We start from the raw sequence: 18,273 nt of genomic DNA, 5'->3' as shown, positions 1-18,273 counted from the left end.
TTCTGATTCGTCTCTCGGACCATTCCAGTTTATATAAGGAGGTAGGGGTTTATATGAATTCTAGTTATAGGTTTTGTAAACTTTCTACTTCGAGCTCTGGATACAAATCACGAAGCATGTTCTCTTCATTTCGCGGCCGTCCAATATGATAACCCTGCAGCATATCGCATTGATAGTGGAGCAGCATGCGCTCTTGTTCAGCCGTTTCTACGCCCTCTGCGACTACCTTTAAATCAATCGTGTGCGTAAGCTCCACGAGTGTTTTCATGAACAGCCCGTCTCGATCGGACTGCAGCATGGAAATCACGAAGCTCTTATCGATTTTGACGTAGTCGATGGGGAGCAGCTTCAAATAATTCAGAGAGGAGTAGCCTGTACCGAAGTCATCTAAATAAATACGAACTCCGATTTCCTTTAATGCCTCCAGCTTGCTGCGGCTTCCCTCGAAGGAATTGATCAATACCGTTTCCGTCAATTCCAGCCCCAGCCAATCCGGATTTAATTGATTCCGACTTAGCGCATCCTCCACTTGCTGGACAAAGCCTTGCTGCGCAATATCGTTGGCGGATACGTTGACCGTGACTCTTATGCTTCGAGAGCGGCCGGCGTTCAGCTTACCGGCAAAGCGGCATGCCTCTTCAAGCACCCACTTGTCCAGCGGGATAATGAGTCCGGTCTGCTCCGCGGTTTCAATAATCGTCTGTGTGGGAATACCCAGGAGCGCAGGCGAGTTGCACCTTAGAAGTGTCTCCACACTGGTAATGCATCCTTCCGCGCAATCATAGATAGGCTGATAGTAGAGCTCGAATTGATGATTTCGCAGCGCTTCTTTGATGCTGCGCTCGATATAGGCTTTTTCGGTGATTTGCAGTTGGATGCTTTTATCAAACACGCAATATTGATTCTTCCCCTTGGCCTTGGACTGGTACATGGCCATATCCGCCTTCTGCAGCAGCTCCTCCATCGTTGCGCCATGCTCCGGATAGAAGGATACGCCTAGAGACGCGGATACATTACAAATCTGCTTCTGATGATAAATCGGGAGCTCTAGGGAAAGGATGAGCTGCTGCAAGGCCTCCTCCACCACCCCTCTGTTCTCCACATTGTGCAGCACGACGATGAATTCATCACCGCCGATACGCGAAGCATACTTATCCGAGTAAGCGATCGCTTCCAAACGCGAGGCTACCTCGACTAATACCTGATCTCCCGCTGAATGGCCGAGCGTATCGTTAATAAACTTGAAATTGTCCAAGTCCACATAAATGACGGCAATCCCCAATTCGGGATTTCCCGATAAGGCGTCTGTCGTCGTTTCCAGCAAGTGGCGGCGATTGAGCAGGCCCGTCAACGAGTCGAAATACGCAAGTCGGTATATTTTCTCATTGGATGCACTCAACTCTTCATCGCGCTTACTGAGTCCTTCCGTCATCAGATTGAAACTCTGAGATAGACTGCGAATCTCCTCATACGTTTGTATCGTTGCATGGACGCTATAATCGCCGTGTTCCACCGATTTCATTAAACTAACCAGTCGTTGCAGAGGCGCAATCCCCTTCAGCACGAAATAATACGTAACCAAGCCGAATAACGCCAGACAGATGAAACCGGTTAAGAAAACGGGAAAGAGCACGGCCCACACATGCTCATCGATTTCCTTCATACTAACGCCGGTCACAACCGCCATGCCGTTCTCGCGAACAAGATTCAGCTTGATATAGTAAGGTTTTCCCTTAAAGCTATACGCAATCGGCTTCACTTGTGCATTCGTCGCAATAGCCGCGAACCGATCCCCGAACGGCTTCTCCCCTATTGCGAAATTATCCGTATCCGCCAGGATGGTGCCGCTTGGGCTTAAGAGCATCACAAAGCCTTGGGTTCCGATCTTGGAGCCGCCGATATACCCGCTAATGGATGATAAATCAAAGTCCACCGCGAGAACGCCAATGGGCTCTCCGCTGTGAGACCATATCGTACGCGATGCCGTAATAATGATTTTTTGGTTCAAGTAATCCAGATAAGGTTCCGTCCAAATCGGCTTCGTCACGGATCGGTCGCCCAGCACATACCACATCTGCTCTCTGGGGTCGTAACTGGCTGGCATGGCTGCGGAAGGTCCGCTGTACAACGTTCCGTTCGCTAGGCCGAGCTTTACCGAGCTGCTGTTCAGAATCGTCTGCTGCACCGTTTGAAGCAGGAATTTCAAGCGGGACGGGTCCGTTACAGTAGCCGCATTCATCGCGTCATCTGTCTGGGAGAACTGCGCGAGGAACTGATTAGCTCCTCGGATTAAATTTTCAAACTGCAGTTGTGCCTGCTCCAGCTTAAGCTGCGATTCCTTGAAATAGGATTGCTTAAAGTTCGATTTCGTATTGTTGAAGGAAGTGTGCCCGAATGCGAGGATGACCACCATGCCAAGGCTTAGAATCAAAGCTGTGGACATGAACTTGATGCTATTCCATTTCAAAGTAGGAAACCCCTTTGTGCTTGAGTCAGCGCTTATTTCTTCTTTAAGAAATTATCTAGGATGAATTGTTTCCCCAGCACGTTTGATATATTGCTAATCTCGTTGTACTGACTATCCCGAACTTCCTCGTATTTCGCGATTGTCGCATCCAGCACTCGTATCGAGTCGGGGGATTTCTCATGAATCGTCAGCATGGCCGTCTTAAACTTCTTCTTGGCTTGGTTGGACAGATCCGCTCTTGCCACGAAGGGAGAGCCGGGAATTTCATTCGATTGCCAGAGGATACGGATATCCTCGTTCTTGTAATTGCCCGTTTCGATGTGCTTCTTCAAAGTAAGATCCTCCATCGCCCCAGCGTCCGCATGCTTCTCCATGACATCCGCAAGCACCGAATCATGCGATCCGGAATACACCGTTTTCGCAAAATAGTGGGTCATATCGATGTGTCGGCTGCTGAATAAGGAGTATGGAATGACAAAACCGGAAGTAGAACCCGGATCCACAAAGGCAAACGTCTTTCCTTGAAGATCTTCTATTGTATGGACGTTCGAATCCGCCCGGGTTATGATCAACGATCGGTATGTAATGCCCGTGCCTTTACGATATTGAATGACGAGTGGCTCCAGCTCCATCTCGCTCTTGGCGGCAATGTAAGAGAAGGCTCCAAACCAGCCGATATCCACCTCTTTGTTCTTCATCGCTTGAATGAGACCCGCATAATCTTTGGGAATCGTCGTCACGACTTTATACCCCGTCTCCGTTTCTAAATAGGCACGAACCGGTTCGAAGTTTTTCTTCATAGTTTCGGGGTCGCCTGAAGGCACTAACCCAATTGTCAGTTGGTTCGGCTCTTGGCCAAACCCTATGTAATACCCTAGCCCTAAAATGACCGCAATGAAAATGAAAAGAATCAGCCCGCGTTTCATCTGCTCCTCCTACTCGTTCCCTACAGCGATTATTATTTCAACCATCATTTAATCCAGTTAATCGTAACATGGGTACATTTATGGATTGTAAACTGCGAAAAAGATTTTTGAAGCAGGAAACTGAGCCGATTGGAGCAGTAGATGAGGACCCCTGAACACAAATAAACCCGACCTCATTGATAAGGTCGAGTTTTTTATTGAACTCCATGTCATCCAACAATTCTGATCAGGTGCCTTCCAAGAGTCCGCTTCTTTCCTTCGATTTCTTGTGCAAGTACGACAGAACCATCCACGTGAGCAAGGCCGGAACCACTGCAAAAATGACCAATATCAGCGCATCCTGCCGCACAAGCGCGTAGTCGCCCGTTGACAGCAGCGCGCGGAATCCTTCCACCGAATACGTCATGGGCAATCCCCCGTGAAGCGCCTGCATAATGCCCGGCGTCAGCTCCGCAGGGAACACGCCTCCGGTAGCCGTCAGCTGTAGGACGAGAACGATAATGCCCAGCAGCTTCCCGGGATCATCAAATGCCGTAATCAGCACTTGAACGACGGACATATATACAAGACTGGATAAGAAGGCGAAAGCAAAAAATGCGAACGGGAAAGATGGACTTAAGCCGACCCCGGGAATCAGAATTAAGCTGGCGACGGCGCTCTGAACGAGCGAAATCAAGGCGAGCACGCCAAATTTCGAGAGGAACCATAACCATCCCGACGGGGGAGCCGCACTCGTCGCTCTGAAGGAAAAGACGTTGCCAAATAAGAGCGCACCGATATATAGACTGAGCGAAACGAAAAACGGCGCGACACCCGTACCGTAGTTGGGCAAGGGATGAAGGGCCTGCTCCTTCAAATGGACGGGATTGGCGAGCATCGCGAATAAAGGGTCCGATGCGTGAATGCTCGCCGCTTTCTCCGCGCCTTCCGATAACCCAACGCTCAGCTCTGCGCCTCCTTGCGCGAGCGATTGCTGGCCGTCCGACAATTTAACAACATTAGTCGTAAGGCTGTTCCACCCGCCTGCCACTTTATGGATACCATCCGCAGCAGAAGCTGCGCCGTCGCGCAGCTTTGATGCGCCATCGCCAAGTGCCGCCAGCTGGCTCGCGAAGAGTCCGGCTCCGTTCGAGAGCTGCTCCGCACCGCCGCCGGCTTCGGCAACGCCTTTGGACAGCGCGTTTACACCGCCGCTTACTCGATCGATCGCATCGGACATCTGCTTGCTTTGTTTTCCGATGAGCGTCAGATCCGCGTCTTTGGCCTCATCAGGGTGAGCTGCAAGCCAGTTCGACAACGCAGCATTCAGCTGCTTTGCCGAAGCCGACGCCTTATCCGCCCCTTGAGCAGCCTCCGTGCTTCCTGCTTTCAGCTGATCCATCGCCTTGCTCAGACTTATCAGGCCGCCGGAAAGCTTGGTGGCGCCTTGTCCTAACTGCTCGGCGCCTCCGGAGAGACGGCCCGATGCAGACGCCAGCTCGGAAGCACCTTGTTCCAGCTTCGTTATGGGAACTTGTCCATTACGTAATCCCGCAAGAAGCGCTTTCGTGCCGTCAGCCGACTGTACAAGGCCGGTTTCGAGCCGCGACGCAGCATCGCTCGCCTTCTGGAAGCCCTTGCTGAGCGGGGTAAGCTGTTCGTATATGGCTTTGGCGTAGCTTGTCGATAGCTCTTCCGATAGCCGCTGCCTGATCGTTTCGACGGCCGATTTGCCAATTTTGCTCACGATGTAATTAAGGCCTTCGTTCAGCTTGAGGGTCAACTCAAGCGGCGTTGGCTGCCCTGTCCCCAAGGTTGTCGCCCGATGAGAGAAGTCGGAAGGAATGAAGATTTCGAAATAATACGTCCGGTTCCGAATCCCCTCATCCGCTTCCTCGGCATTCATAAACCGCCATTCCAAGGAACGGTCCTTCTTGAGCTCATTCACGAGATCATTGCCGATCGCAAACGTTTTACCTTGGTACTCGACCGACTGGTCCTCGTTCACGACAGCGACCGGCAGCCTTTCCAAGTGCCCGTACGGATCCCAATAGGTCCATAAATAAGTTCCGCTGTAAAGCGAGGGGATTAAGCACATTGCGATTATGGGTACGAGCATTTTCCGTGATCCAAAGAGCTTGCGCCATTCATTCCATAACCAGTTCAAGACATTCGCCTCCCGATCATTCAACCGCTTCGACCTCGTACCACCATTTCCTTAGTATCTATCAATCGAGAGAAATCATTCCGGAGCTGGCAGCTTATTCATGAACTGGATAGCCCAAAAACCCCATCCGCAATGCAGATGGGGTCTTTAGTGGAGGGTAGACGCGGCTATTGTTAAGCCACTTACGAGTAGCTATTAATCAAATCGATTCGCTTCCGGATCGTCCACATCGTAGCCGAAGGCATCCAGCGCCGGCCATAATTCAGGGGCAATCGGGTAATTGGCGAGTTCCACCGTCTGAGCTACCCGTTCCGGCTTGCTCATGCCAACGACCGTGCTGGTGACACGCGGGTCGCGAAGCGAGAACTGAAGGGCTGCTGCGGCCAGCGGCACATTAAACTCCTGGCACACTTTGACGAACGAACGCGCTCTGTCCAATACGATCGGCGAAGCTTCGCTATAGGCATATCGGGCGTATGCGTCCGGACCTTTGGCCAATATGCCGCTGCCATAAGGAGCACCGTTGATGACGGCGACGCCCATGCGACTCGCAACATCAAGCAGAGGTTCCGCAGCTCGATTAAGCAGTGTATAGCGATTATGAGTTTCCACCGCGCTAAACGCTCCCGTTTCGACGTATTGAATGAGCAGATCGATCGGTCCGCCGGATATGCCGATGTGATCGATGACTCCCTCACCTTGAAGCTTCTGCAATACTTCGAGCGGACCTCCGGGTCCCATGACATTTTGGAAAGTGGTATGTTCCGGATCGTGAATATAAACATATTGCAGACGATCAAGTCCCAAGCGCTCCAGACTTTGTTCGACGGAACGTTTGATTTGCTCGCCGCTGAAATCGCCGGTCGCGAAGTCGCGGTCCGCTTTGGTGGCAAGCACGTAACCCTCCGGAAGTCCTCCATTGGCCTGAATGGCCTTGCCGATCCGCCGCTCACTCTCGCCAAAACCATAGGATGCAGCTGTATCGATAAAGTTGATGGGACTTTCAAATGCGGTGCGCAGCGTTACCAAGGCTTGTTCTTCCGGCGTGCCATATTGAAAGGTTTCCGGCATATCCCCAAGCGGGGCGGCTCCAAGACATAACGACGTTACGTACAGACCGGTACTGCCGAGCGGCCGTTTGGTTAATAGTGTGTTCGACATTGAAATTGCATGATCCTCACTTTCATAGATGGCTGCGTTATAGAGATACGCCTAAGAACCCCCGCGTCAATTGGAAATCGATATTCCCTTGCTTATAGAGACGCGGTGAATAAGTATGTTCCAACACTTGCTTGCTGAGCTCGAGAATTTGATTCGCCCATTCAGCCGGGCTGCCCGAGAGCACCAAATCGACATCTTGCTGATGTTTCTGCAGCACGGCCTGCTCGGATGTGATTTGCAGCATCGGGACGAAAGGATGCGTCTGCATCGGACGATTGCCGATTAACGCAATCACGATCTCCACGCCGGTAGCTACAAGCCCTGTGACCGTCTCGACCCAGTGTGTCGTTGGCGTCTCCATAATGTGGAATCCGCTCTGGCGGGCATGTTCTCCATAAGCGATGGATGGCTGAGCTTGTGGTGCAGTCAATAGATGTTGGCTGAATGCTGCCGCAGCAAGCAATCCGCTATTCTCAGGAACGACGACCAACCCACCTGCACCGACGATCATCTTGGTCAGCGCGGCCAGCTGCTCGCCGGCATCGTCGCTAATGAGGCCGTCGCTTACAATCCCGATGCGCAGCCCTTCCAGTCCGACAGTCACCTTCTCTACGGGCGAAGCCGCGGCCAATCGATCGGCGAACCAAGCTTCGACCTTCTCGCTCACCTTGGCGATTCCGCCGTCAAGCTGAATGCTGGCATAGCCGAGTCGACTCGCATCAACGCCACTCACTTCCATCTGATGGCGCATATAATCGTTATGCGTTTTCTCGCAGCCATGCTCCAGCAGCAAACAATGCTCCACCATCGGATGCGTGATGTAGCCGATCATCGTGCGGGCAAACAGCGATTCGGCCGTTCCCCCTGAAGCGCCGCAGCCCTCCGTGTGTGCCAATGCGACAAAGCCCGAGAGATCGGACTGCCCCGCTCCTTGCTCGTTCAATCGCTTGGTGATCATGCCCGCTACCTGACCGGCACAGAGGCTGGTCGGCACAATCAAGCCGATATTCCCGCTGGACTGCCGATCACGCTGCCGAGTCAATGTAAACTGGATCGGATTAGCCAACGCTGCAGCATCCTCTTGAATGGCGATCGGAGCTCCACTCGGCGCGGGAGCGTGTAGCAGCGTCTGCAGCTGGCTCGCATCGTTCTGCTGCCAGTTGCGCCAAATTTGCACCTGAGCATGGCCAGCTTTCTCGCCGACGCTCTGCTGGCCGGAGGCAATCTGGATCGCCAATTCGAATACCTCTTGTCCCAGCTCATCCATCGATTTGCCTTCCAGATATTTACCTGCGTTCACATCCATATCGTTCGACAGCAGCTGGAATCGGCGAGTTGTCGTGACTACCTTGACCGTCGGCACATACGGGAAATTGGTTATTGATCCATTACCCGTCGTAAAGAAGATCATATTGCAGCCTGCGGCCACCTGCCCGGCGATGCTCTCCAGATCATTACCGGGGCTGTCCATGAAATAGTAGCCGCCGTCCTTCATGAGCTCTCCGTACTCGGTTGCATAATCAATCCGGGTTGCGGGGTCTTTCTTCATCGCGGCGCCAATGGATTTGAGATAGATGTTATACAAGCCTCGATACATGTTACCACCCGACGGGTTACCTTCCGCGCTTGTTCCATGCCAAGACGTGCGCTCCTTAAAGCGGTCCAATAGCTCCAGAAATTTGCGTGCGGTTTCCACATTGCGTACCTTTGACAGGACATAGGGCTCAGCGCCGATCAATTCATCGGTTTCGGCCAGACTGGCCGCGCCGCCGTAACGAACCAATTGTTCCGAAACCCAGCCGAGAAGCGGATTCGCGGATACACCGGAGAAGGCGTCCGAACCGCCGCACTGCAAGCCGATTCGCAAGTGGCTTATGGATTCTGGCGTCCGCTGCATCGTATTGACCGTCGGCAGCCACTCCCGTACTAACGCTTCACCCCTAACCAGTTCCTCTTCGAAACTGCCCGTGAGCGATACGAATTTATGAAGCACATCATCAATCGCGTAGCTGTGCTCGCGTGCATATGCCTCCACCATCTGGTTCGTGACCGATTCATTGCCATAATCGACAAGCAATACCGCACCGACATTCGGGTTGACCATAAAGCCGGCGAGCGTCCTAAGCAGCAAGTCCACGTTATTCGGCTTCTCCGTACCGCCCTCCGTATGAGCAGCGGGGACAATCCCATCGATATTCGAATAGTTCGCGCATTCGCCTTGCAGACGAGCGGCTAACTGCTTCACATAGCTGCCGGTGTGCGACGTGGTGCCAAGCAGGACGACGTAGTTGCGCGTGCCGACCCCGCGATCTTCATGCCGGCGATATCCCATAAACGTGCGCGTATCCGTATAAGCCGGCGATGCCGGAGCAGCCTGGAAGTTCTCCTCATCCAGAAGATAAGGATGAGCTTGGTCCGCGAAATTGGGCACAGGCGGCAGTGAGAATGACAACTTACGCACACTAAGCGCTCCCAGAACGGTTTCATTGATTACATAGTGACCGGGATCAATCGGCATAAGCGCCACCCCGAAAGGCAATTCCCACGAAAGCAGCTCTTCGCCGGGAGCGATCGCTCGTACCGCGAAGCGATGACCTTCCATAACCGTGTAATCCAAGACGAAGGATTGGCTTTCATACTGAATGACCGTGCCGGCGTTCAATTGGCGAATCGCAACGGCGCAGTTATCCCCGGGCAAAGGAAGTCTGGCTACTTCTTCAAATTGGTAAACGACGTCCATCGATAATCGGCTCCCTTAACATCCAAATTTCCCGCGACATCCAACTCTATCGTTGGGCGCGCTTTCATATTATCCATTCCTATAAGGCCAACTGGCATGTTTAGTAAGATTATATCACGAGATTCAAGTAGCGTGGCGTAGATCCTTCTTCATCTGATTCATCGGAATACGTAGTTGTAAACTGAAGAATAGATTGATTTAACAACAATAATACATCTTTATATAGTAAAAATTTATTGTAAAACAATAATTATTCATTTAGAATCATATTAAAACATTGATGTGCTCGCTCACAAGCTTCAGCCATTACCATATAGAAGGAGATCGATTATGAGCCATGAACCTAATGAACCTATCCTCAGCTTACGCCAAGTAACCAAACGAATCGGCCGTTCCACGATCATCGATAATTTAACGTTCGATGTTCCGCAAGGAGAAATTTTCGGATTCTTAGGGCCTAACGGGGCCGGCAAGACGACCACCATTCGCATGATGGTTGGCTTAATGTCCATTACCGAAGGCGAAATCTTCATCAAAGGGAAAAATATCAAAACCGAGTTCGAGCAAGCGATCCGTCATGTCGGAGCCATCGTGGAAAATCCGGAAATGTACAAGTATTTAAGCGGCTACCACAATCTCGTTCATTATGCGCGGATGGTGCCTGGCGTGACCAAGGCACGCATCGATGAGGTAGTTAGCCTCGTTAAGCTCGACAATCGGATCCGTGACAAGGTGAAGAAGTATTCCCTGGGGATGCGTCAGCGACTAGGCGTAGCGCAGGCGCTGCTGCATCGTCCGTCACTGCTCATTCTGGATGAGCCGACCAATGGGCTTGATCCTGCGGGCATTCGCGAGCTTCGCGATTATTTGCGCCTGTTGACCCGCACGGAAGGCATTACCGTCATTGTCTCCAGCCATTTATTGTCCGAGATGGAGCTGATGTGCGATCGCGTTGCCATCCTCCAACAAGGCAAGCTGGTCGACGTGAAACCGATTCAGGAGTTTGTTCAGTCGGCAAACCAAACGCAAACTTATTTCATTGAGGTGAAACCCGTCGAGCGCGCATTGGACGCCATGAAGGCGATCGAGTATGTGAAGGAAGCCAAGGCTCTTCCTGAAGGCGTAGAGTTTGTGGCTGAGAAGGAGCGGATTCCGGATATCTTGATGGATTTGATGAAATGGGATGTCAGAGTCTATGGTGTTCAAGCACAACGTCAATCCTTGGAGGATCGATTCTTAGAAATAACGGGGGGCGGACAAATTGGGTAGTCTGTTACTAAACGAAAATATGAAGCTGTATCGCCGAATCCGAACGTGGATCATGATCGGAGTCATGATCCTTATTCTTGGCTTTGTGAACTTCGCGGCATGGAACGACTACAGTAATGACCCGCAGAGCGGTACTTGGCAGGAGCATGTTGCCGCGGAGAAACAATCCCAACTGCAAGCTTTGCAGAAGTCGGACCTGAACAAGGAAAGCCGAAGCTCTGCTGAAGAGATGGTCACCCTATACGATTATCAGCTGGAGCACGATATCCGGCCAGTCGATGGCACGCTTTGGATGGGGATTAACCTTTCGACGAACTTTGTGATTCTCGTTACGTTATTTACCGTTATTGTCGCAGGGGACAGCATGGCCGGTGAATTCTCCTCCGGCACGATCAAGCTGCTGCTGATCCGACCGAGCAGCCGTCTCAAAATTCTTCTGTCTAAATATATATCCATGATTCTGTTCGGCTTCACGCTCCTGATCATTCTGTTTATCGTATCGATCTTGGTCAACGGACTGTTCTATGGATTTGGGCACATCGACTTGCCCTTGCTAAGCGTTAATGCTGACGGCGATGTTGTGGAACAGAACATGGTCGCGAACCTGTTGCAAACGTACTTGCTTAAAGCGGTATCGACAATCATGTTTGTTACCATTGCCTTCATGATCTCAACAGCGTTTCGCAGCAGTGCGATGGCCATCGGGATCTCCCTCTTTGCCATGTTCGCGGGTCAGATCGCTACGGAGTTCCTCAGGTCCTATGATTGGAGCAAGTATGTTTTGTTTGCGAATCTTGATCTGACCTCCTATTTATCAGGCCACCCTTATCAAGAAGGGATGACCCTTGCTTTTTCCGTTGCTGTACTGAGCGTTTACTTCATCGTTATCAATCTGGTCTCTTGGATTGTATTTACGAAGAGGGATGTTGCGGCTTGAGTGTGAGGGAATGCAGCGTCGGCATTAACAGTGGGTAGACAGCTCTATATATAGCAAAAACCCGACCTCATGCGGTCGGGTTTTACATTTGGTGGAGGCGAAGCGTGGCTGGATACATCCACAATTCGCCGTTGGGTGAATATCTAAGGTTATTTAGTATCTCCAGAAGCCGAAACTTGTTTTAAAAAATGAATATTGGCTAACGAATACTTTATCATATCAATAATTTTACTAAGGGGAGGCGATAGTTGGTTTGTTTTTAAAGATAATTCGAGAATATTTTCCTTGCTATATTTCGACTTTCTGTGTGGGGCACTTAGTATATGAGTAATAGCAGATTGAAGTGTTTTACCTCGCAATTTTAAAATAAACTGATTATAAACTTCAAAGAACGTATTTTCTTGGGGTTCAGTATAATGAATCCCTTTTATAAAATTCTCGCACAATCTTAAATCTTTGTTAACAATCTGTTGTACACTGTGGAATGTAGGGTATATTCCAGTTTCTTTATATTTTTCCACTTCAAAAGCAAACCATTTCGATACTGAATAAATTATTTTATCAAACAGTTTTTTTTCTTCCTCATCAAATAAATTACTTATAATTGAAAATGAATTAGACAATAAATCGTTCTCAATACTATATCCTTCAGTCCAGATTACTGAGTTATATTTAGTCGGTATTTTACTAAACAACCACATATCTTTATCCGCTAAAAAAATCGTTTTGGCATTTGGATACTCAGTTCTTCTATCAAATATTTCAAGTAATGCCGTTCTTCCCCCACATGTAATTATGTCACCATTAAATAAACCTATTTCCTTTTCAATCCATCTATATATTGATGCATCTGTCCCCCCCTCAACTAGAATATTGGGCAAAGTAGATCGTCTCAATACAGCAATTATTTCATCTGTTGTCATTTGTGGCAAGGGCACTAAAATCCACCTCTGTCATCAACCAACATGATTTCTCTATCCTCGTATTTAGAATATATGAACGGAGAATGTGTAGCTATAAAAAACTGGTTTGTTTGAGATTGAGATAACAAAGTAGGAAATAGTATTCTTTGCCAATCTACATGTAAACTTATTTCCGGTTCATCAATAAATATTGGACAATTATCTGAGAATGCGTTGTAACAAAGGAAACTTAACATCTGCTTTTCACCGGCAGATAGAGCATCTGAAAACATAGCTTCTTTGGCCTCACCTAGAGTAATTACTGAAGTTACTTTTATTCCCTTATGTTGAAACACATCGGCAATTAAACTAGATAACACAGTAAAAGGTTTTAATAATGTCTCACGTTGCTCCGTTACATAGTTAAGTTGATTGTGTATTCTTTTTAAAATATTATTAGCATCGTCCAATAGAGTTTTATCTGATTTATTATTATTTGTACCAACATTTTCATTTATTTGTTCTTCGATATAATTTGTTAATTCTGTATGTAATCTATTTGTCTCTTCTGATATGTTTGCATACTTTTCCGTCAACAAACTCACAATATCACTTGTTGATACTGAAGATATAAATTTGTGTCTCGAAACAGATAATTCATTTGATACAGTATTAAGCGCTTCTTCAACATTAATTCTACTATATCTATTTCTTTTACCCTTACCTGTTATAGAAAACCCGCCTTCAATTCTTCTGAATGTTGGAAAAAACAACGAACTATCTGTTGCTTTTTCAATAACTCGATTAATTACATCAATATCTTCATACTCTTTAATCTGTTCTAGCTCAGCTTTTGTTACTATACGTTTCATAGACCTAAGTACTAGCGCATCTTTACTATCACTACCCACGGTATATTTAATTTGGACTAAATCATGCGTTGAATCTTCAACTATTTCATTATTTATTTCAAGTTCAAATCCATCTCCACTCAAATAAACATATCTGAAATGAATCTCATCAATGGCTCTTTCAATATTACCGCTAATCAAATACCAAAGAAGCTTTAATAATGTAGTCTTTCCTGCTCCATTTCTCCCTGTTAAAATATTAATGTCATGAAAAAATGTTAAATTATAATCATATTTTTCATTTAAGCCCTTTACTATCATGTTATGAATCATATTTACTAATTCCTCCCTTTAACAAACATATCAAGTGATACACAAAGTATAACACCTAAAAGATTCCAGTAAAACTAAAAATCAATTATATAACAGCAAAAAACCCGACCTCATGCGGTCGGGTTTTACATTTGGTGGAGGCGAGGGGATTTGAACCCCTGTCCGAAGACAACGCCACACAGGCTTCTACGGGTGTAGTCACAGTTTTGATGTCACCCGAGCAGCGCCCCGTAACCGGCTCTGCGTTGGGTCAGCCTGATTATCTTCTTCCGTCGACCCCAGGCGGAGACCGAAGCGGCGTATCCCACTACATGTGAGCCCCTATCCCAGTCACATGGGCGATGCTGAGGAGGAGCACGCTAACAGGTTATTAAGCTGCTAAAGCGTAGTTGTTTTGTGATTTGCCGTTTAATAGGCTTTAGCGTTGATAAAGTGGACGCGTCCCCACTACCCGCAACCCATGCTCGAACTATCCCCGTCGAATCCATAAACGCCCCCAATTTCGCATAAACGGCTCCATACGTTCCGTTTAGCAGGTAAGACGCTCTGTCGACTGGTACCGCCTATCGTTCAGGCAGTCTCAACGTACTTGAGCATGTAAAACGATACTACAATCATTCGTTGCTTACTTAGTATAACACAGGTGCCGACATCGTGAAGGCATGTCTTTCTGGAAGCGATGGCGACGTTCACCATCATAGCCAGTCCAGCCAACAATCAGATTATCTGGCAACCTTCTGTTTCTCACGCAAAGCACGTTGGATATCGCGCTGCGCATCCTTCTTCGCCGCCGATTCACGCTTATCGTACTGCTTCTTCCCTTTACCAAGGCCGAGCAGCAGCTTCGCATAACCGTTGCGAACATAAATCTTAAGCGGCACGATCGCATAGCCATCTTGCTTGGACAATCCAAGAAGCTTATGAATCTGCACCTTGTGCATCAATAACTTGCGCGTCCGAGTCGGATCATCCGGATTGCTTCGGTTACCTTGCTCGAAAGGACTGATGTGCAAATTGTGAATGAAGATCTCACCGTTCCGAATCGTAGCGAACGAATCACCAATATTGGCCCGTCCCATCCGAAGCGACTTAATTTCACTTCCCATCAGCACCATGCCCGCTTCAAAGGTATCCTCGATGAAATAGTCATGGGAAGCCTTCTTATTCTGTGCCAGCTGTTTCCCGTCACTCTTCTTCGCCACTTCTATCCCACCTCTCCAGTAATAAACGGACTCCCAACCATTCCAGTCAGGAGTCCATTGTAACAACTTTACAGATTGAAATCAAGATTTGGTAAAAGCAAGCTCCAACCGCGTATTATAAGCGTTTCTTCCGCACAAAAGCTGCGGTTGAGTTGCCGTTTTTCTTCTTACGCGGCTTCGAGCCAGTGCTGCCAGTTCCGGCTGAGCTATTGCCCCCTGCATCAGGTCCCGGCGATACAGGCGTAGATTCGCCGCCAGCCGGTTTCTTACGGCGAGAGCCGGTTCCACCGGAAGCACTGCCGCTTCCTCCACTATTGCCGCTGCCACTTCGGGACGATCCTCCACGACCGGAGCCGGAAGAACGGCCGCCAAATCCGCGGTCACCACCGCCGCTGCGCGAACCTCGTCCGCCGCCATCGCGACCGCGTGAACGGTAAGCATCCGGATCTTCACCGTTATCCTTAAGCGATCCGGCGTTCAGGATCGGCAAGCCCCACATATCCGTGCGGACTGCTTTACGCTTGCCTTCACCGGACTCGCCGCCACTACGCGCTGCACTGTCCGTACCGAGAAGCCGATCGAGGTTGAAATCATCCTCCGGCTTCCATGCACGCCCGTCGCCTTCGCGACGCGCCGGCGCAACTCCCGCGCCTTGCGTCGCCGCTCCGCCGCTGCGCCCGGCTTCGCCTCCGCGGCCCTTGCGCCGGCGTCCGCCGCGCTCGCTGCCGCCGCGCTCCGCCTGCGGCGCTCCCGCTCCGCCGCCACCGCTGCGCGTCGCGCCCGGCTCCGCCGCGGCAGCGCCTCCGCGCCGCTGGCCGCGTCCGCGCGGCCCAACGGCCGCTTCGCGCGCCACCGCCGGCGCGCTACCGCCGCCGCCGCGCTCACGCTGCGCGCCTCCGCGGCCCTCGCGCGCGCCTGCGCCTCCGCGCCCGCTGCGCTGCGCGGCTGCGCCGCCACGCTCGCGGCCACCGCCGCCGCTGCGCGAACCGCGGCCGGCTCCGCTGCGGCCGCCGCCAAGCCCATACTCGCGCGCACGGTCGGCGCCGTCTGCGCTCTTATTCTCGAGCATCCCAAAATCAATGGTATGCTCATCCATGTTCACCCGCTCCACGCGGATGCGCACTTCATCGCCGATGCGATACGTCTTCGACGTCCGCTCGCCGATCAGCAGCATGTGCTGCTCGTGGAAGTGATAATAATCGTCCGAGAGCTCGCTCAAACGAATGAGCCCCTCGACCGTATTCGGCAGCTCCACGAAGATGCCGAAGCTCGTCACGCTGCTGATGATGCCGTCGAAGTCCTCGCCGACTTTATCAAGCATGTACTCGCATTTCTTCAGCTTCTCCGTGTCGCGTTCCGCTTCAACCGCGAGACGCTCCCGCTCCGACGACTGCTGCGCGATATCGGGCATCCGCGCTGTCAGCGCTTCCTGGCGAGCATCCGTCAGCGTGCCGCCATTCTCGAATACTTCGCGCATGACGCGGTGGATGACAAGATCGGGATAACGCCGAATCGGCGATGTAAAGTGCGAGTAGAACTCGGCGGCAAGGCCGAAGTGGCCGAGACTCTCCGCGTCGTACTTCGCCTGCTTCATCGAACGCAGCATCACCGTCGAGATAACGGTCTGCTCCTTCGACCCGCGCACGTCTTCAAGCAGCGTCTGGAGCGCACGCGGATGAATGACGCTTCCGCCTTTGCCTTTAATCGTATAGCCGAAGTTAGCCGCAAACTGCACGAAATGCAGCAGCTTCTCTTGATCCGGATTATCATGCGTCCGGTACAGGAACGGTACTTTCAGCCAGTGGAAATGCTCCGCAACCGTTTCGTTGGCCGCAAGCATGAACTCTTCAATAATCGACTCCGCAATGGAACGCTCGCGTTTCACGATGTCAACTGCTTTGCCATCGCTGTCCACGATGACCTTGGACTCGATGAAGTCAAAATCAATCGCGCCCCGCTTCATCCGCATATTGCGCAAACGCATCGCAAGCTCTTCCATCAGCTTGAACGTCGGCACTAGCTCGGCATAGCGCGCCATAACTTCTGGATCCTCATCCGCAACGATTTTGCGAACATTCGTATACGTCATTCGCTCTTTCGTCCGAATGACGCTCGTGAACACTTCATGACGCACGCGCTTAAGCGTAGCTGCATCAAACTCCATCTCGCAGGATAGCGTCAATCGATCCACCTGCGGATTCAAGGAACAGATCCCGTTCGACAGGCGGTGAGGCAGCATCGGAATAACGCGGTCCACCAAGTACACGCTGCATCCGCGGCGGTAAGCTTCTTGATCCAGAGCCGAGTTTTCCTTCACATAATAACCGACATCGGCAATATGCACGCCAAGCACGAAATTACCGTTCTCGAGGCGCTCTACATTGACTGCATCATCCAGATCTTTGGCATCCTCGCCATCGATCGTTACAATGACCTTATCGCGCAGATCGCGGCGGCCTTGACGTACAATCTCATCCTCTGTAATCGAGTCCGGCGCTGCTTCCGCTTCTGCCATCACATCATCCGGGAAGCTCTCAGGCAGCTGATGCTTTCGAATAATGGAGAGAATATCAATGCCCGGGTCATCCTTATGACCGAGCACTTCAATTATTTCGCCTTCAGCCGCCGAACGGCCTTCCGGATAGGACACGATGCGCACGACGACCTTCTGACCGGTTACCGCGCCTTTGAATTGACCTTGTGGAATAAAAATATCCCGATTAATCCGTTTATCATCCGGCAGCACGAAACCGTACGACTCATGATGATCAAATGTTCCGACAATTTGCGTTACAGCGCGATCGATGATCTTCACGACTTCGCCTTCCATGCGACCGCCGGATGCGCTCTTCGAAGTGACGCGCAGGAGCACGATATCGCCGTTCATCGCACTCTTCAGATCGTTGGCGTTGATGTACACATCGCCATGTCCCTTGTCCTCAGGGATTAAGAAAGCAAAACCCTTCGCATGACCCTGTACCCGTCCGCGCACCAAATTCATCCGCTCCGGAAGCCCGTAGCGGTCGCTGGAATTCCGTACGATTTTGCCCTCATTCTCCAGCTCGTTTAAGACTACAAGGAAATTGCGGAACGATGCCGCATCTCCCTCTCCGCCCAGCTGCTTATCTAGCTCTTGGTAGGTCATCGGCTTGTACGCCTGCTCACGCATAAACTCCAGCAGCTGCTGCTCTGTTACCATAACTTCTCACCTCATGTACCACTTCGGTTGATAGATTTGCCATATACTATATAGTATACACGAAAGGTATGGCCACCATCCGCACCAGCCTGGCAAAAATAACAATTTTCGCCGGCCGTATATACTTAGTTAACTTTTTC

Annotated in this window: 11 protein-coding genes and 1 other RNA gene; 2 read left to right on the top strand and 10 right to left on the bottom strand. The window is 50.5% G+C overall.

Annotated elements, in window-relative coordinates; all coding sequences use genetic code 11:
• Nucleotides 1-64: 64 nt before the first annotated feature.
• The 5 genes from BLW29_RS28665 to BLW29_RS28645 all read right to left on the bottom strand — a co-directional run bounded on the left by BLW29_RS28665 (nt 65) and on the right by BLW29_RS28645 (nt 9,440).
• Nucleotides 65-2,467: a bifunctional diguanylate cyclase/phosphodiesterase gene (locus BLW29_RS28665; RefSeq protein WP_090986150.1), complete on the bottom strand. Its 2,403-nt coding sequence runs from the start codon at nt 2,465-2,467 to the stop codon at nt 65-67.
• A gap of 32 nt (nt 2,468-2,499) precedes the next feature.
• Nucleotides 2,500-3,393: a phosphate/phosphite/phosphonate ABC transporter substrate-binding protein gene (locus BLW29_RS28660; protein ID WP_090986148.1), complete on the bottom strand. Its 894-nt coding sequence runs from the start codon at nt 3,391-3,393 to the stop codon at nt 2,500-2,502.
• Between the two features lie 226 nt (nt 3,394-3,619).
• Nucleotides 3,620-5,539 carry a YhgE/Pip domain-containing protein gene (locus BLW29_RS28655; RefSeq protein ID WP_090986146.1) on the bottom strand — a complete coding sequence of 640 codons (1,920 nt, stop codon included), beginning with the start codon at nt 5,537-5,539 and terminating at the stop codon, nt 3,620-3,622.
• A gap of 195 nt (nt 5,540-5,734) precedes the next feature.
• Nucleotides 5,735-6,700: an aldo/keto reductase gene (locus BLW29_RS28650; RefSeq protein ID WP_090986144.1), complete on the bottom strand. Its 966-nt coding sequence runs from the start codon at nt 6,698-6,700 to the stop codon at nt 5,735-5,737.
• A 37-nt stretch (nt 6,701-6,737) separates the two neighbouring features.
• Nucleotides 6,738-9,440 (bottom strand): UxaA family hydrolase, encoded by a 2,703-nt coding sequence (locus BLW29_RS28645; RefSeq protein ID WP_090986142.1) that lies wholly within the window; start codon nt 9,438-9,440, stop codon nt 6,738-6,740.
• A 330-nt stretch (nt 9,441-9,770) separates the two neighbouring features.
• Here BLW29_RS28645 and BLW29_RS28640 point away from each other — a divergent pair, with 330 nt between their 5' ends.
• Nucleotides 9,771-10,709, top strand: coding sequence for an ABC transporter ATP-binding protein (locus tag BLW29_RS28640; protein ID WP_090986140.1), 939 nt, complete (start codon nt 9,771-9,773; stop codon nt 10,707-10,709).
• Nucleotides 10,702-11,646 (top strand): ABC transporter permease subunit, encoded by a 945-nt coding sequence (locus tag BLW29_RS28635; RefSeq protein ID WP_090986138.1) that lies wholly within the window; start codon nt 10,702-10,704, stop codon nt 11,644-11,646. The genes BLW29_RS28640 and BLW29_RS28635 overlap by 8 nt, the downstream gene beginning before the upstream one ends.
• A 149-nt stretch (nt 11,647-11,795) precedes the next feature.
• On the opposite strand, the gene BLW29_RS28630 is transcribed toward BLW29_RS28635, so the two are convergent.
• The 5 genes from BLW29_RS28630 to rnr all read right to left on the bottom strand — a co-directional run bounded on the left by BLW29_RS28630 (nt 11,796) and on the right by rnr (nt 18,133).
• Complete coding sequence (locus tag BLW29_RS28630) at nt 11,796-12,584, bottom strand: hypothetical protein (RefSeq protein ID WP_090986136.1); 789 nt, start codon at nt 12,582-12,584, stop codon at nt 11,796-11,798.
• Complete coding sequence (locus BLW29_RS28625; RefSeq protein ID WP_090986134.1) at nt 12,584-13,732, bottom strand: AAA family ATPase; 1,149 nt, start codon at nt 13,730-13,732, stop codon at nt 12,584-12,586. The genes BLW29_RS28630 and BLW29_RS28625 overlap by 1 nt, the downstream gene beginning before the upstream one ends.
• Nucleotides 13,733-13,864: 132 nt before the next feature.
• Nucleotides 13,865-14,230: a transfer-messenger RNA gene (ssrA, locus tag BLW29_RS28620) on the bottom strand.
• Between the two features lie 224 nt (nt 14,231-14,454).
• On the bottom strand, nt 14,455-14,934 hold the full coding sequence (gene smpB, locus BLW29_RS28615) for an SsrA-binding protein SmpB (protein WP_090986132.1): 480 nt from the start codon (nt 14,932-14,934) through the stop codon (nt 14,455-14,457).
• A gap of 115 nt (nt 14,935-15,049) precedes the next feature.
• On the bottom strand, nt 15,050-18,133 hold the full coding sequence (rnr, locus tag BLW29_RS28610; protein WP_090986130.1) for a ribonuclease R: 3,084 nt from the start codon (nt 18,131-18,133) through the stop codon (nt 15,050-15,052).
• Nucleotides 18,134-18,273: the final 140 nt, after the last annotated feature.

Source organism: Paenibacillus sp. CF384 (assembly GCF_900106745.1).
Taxonomy (GTDB): Bacteria; Bacillota; Bacilli; order Paenibacillales; family Paenibacillaceae; genus Paenibacillus_Z.
This window is presented reverse-complemented; position numbering and strand designations above follow the sequence as displayed.

Excerpts from the sequence above, each read along its gene's own strand:
- BLW29_RS28645 (WP_090986142.1), bottom strand. The coding sequence starts at position 9,440 with ATGGACGTCGTTTACCAATTTGAAGAAGTAGCCAGACTTCCTTTGCCC.
- BLW29_RS28660 (WP_090986148.1), bottom strand. The coding sequence starts at position 3,393 with ATGAAACGCGGGCTGATTCTTTTCATTTTCATTGCGGTCATTTTAGGG.
- BLW29_RS28650 (WP_090986144.1), bottom strand. The coding sequence starts at position 6,700 with ATGTCGAACACACTATTAACCAAACGGCCGCTCGGCAGTACCGGTCTG.
- BLW29_RS28625 (WP_090986134.1), bottom strand. The coding sequence starts at position 13,732 with ATGATTCATAACATGATAGTAAAGGGCTTAAATGAAAAATATGATTAT.
- rnr (WP_090986130.1), bottom strand. The coding sequence starts at position 18,133 with ATGGTAACAGAGCAGCAGCTGCTGGAGTTTATGCGTGAGCAGGCGTAC.
- BLW29_RS28640 (WP_090986140.1), top strand. The coding sequence starts at position 9,771 with ATGAGCCATGAACCTAATGAACCTATCCTCAGCTTACGCCAAGTAACC.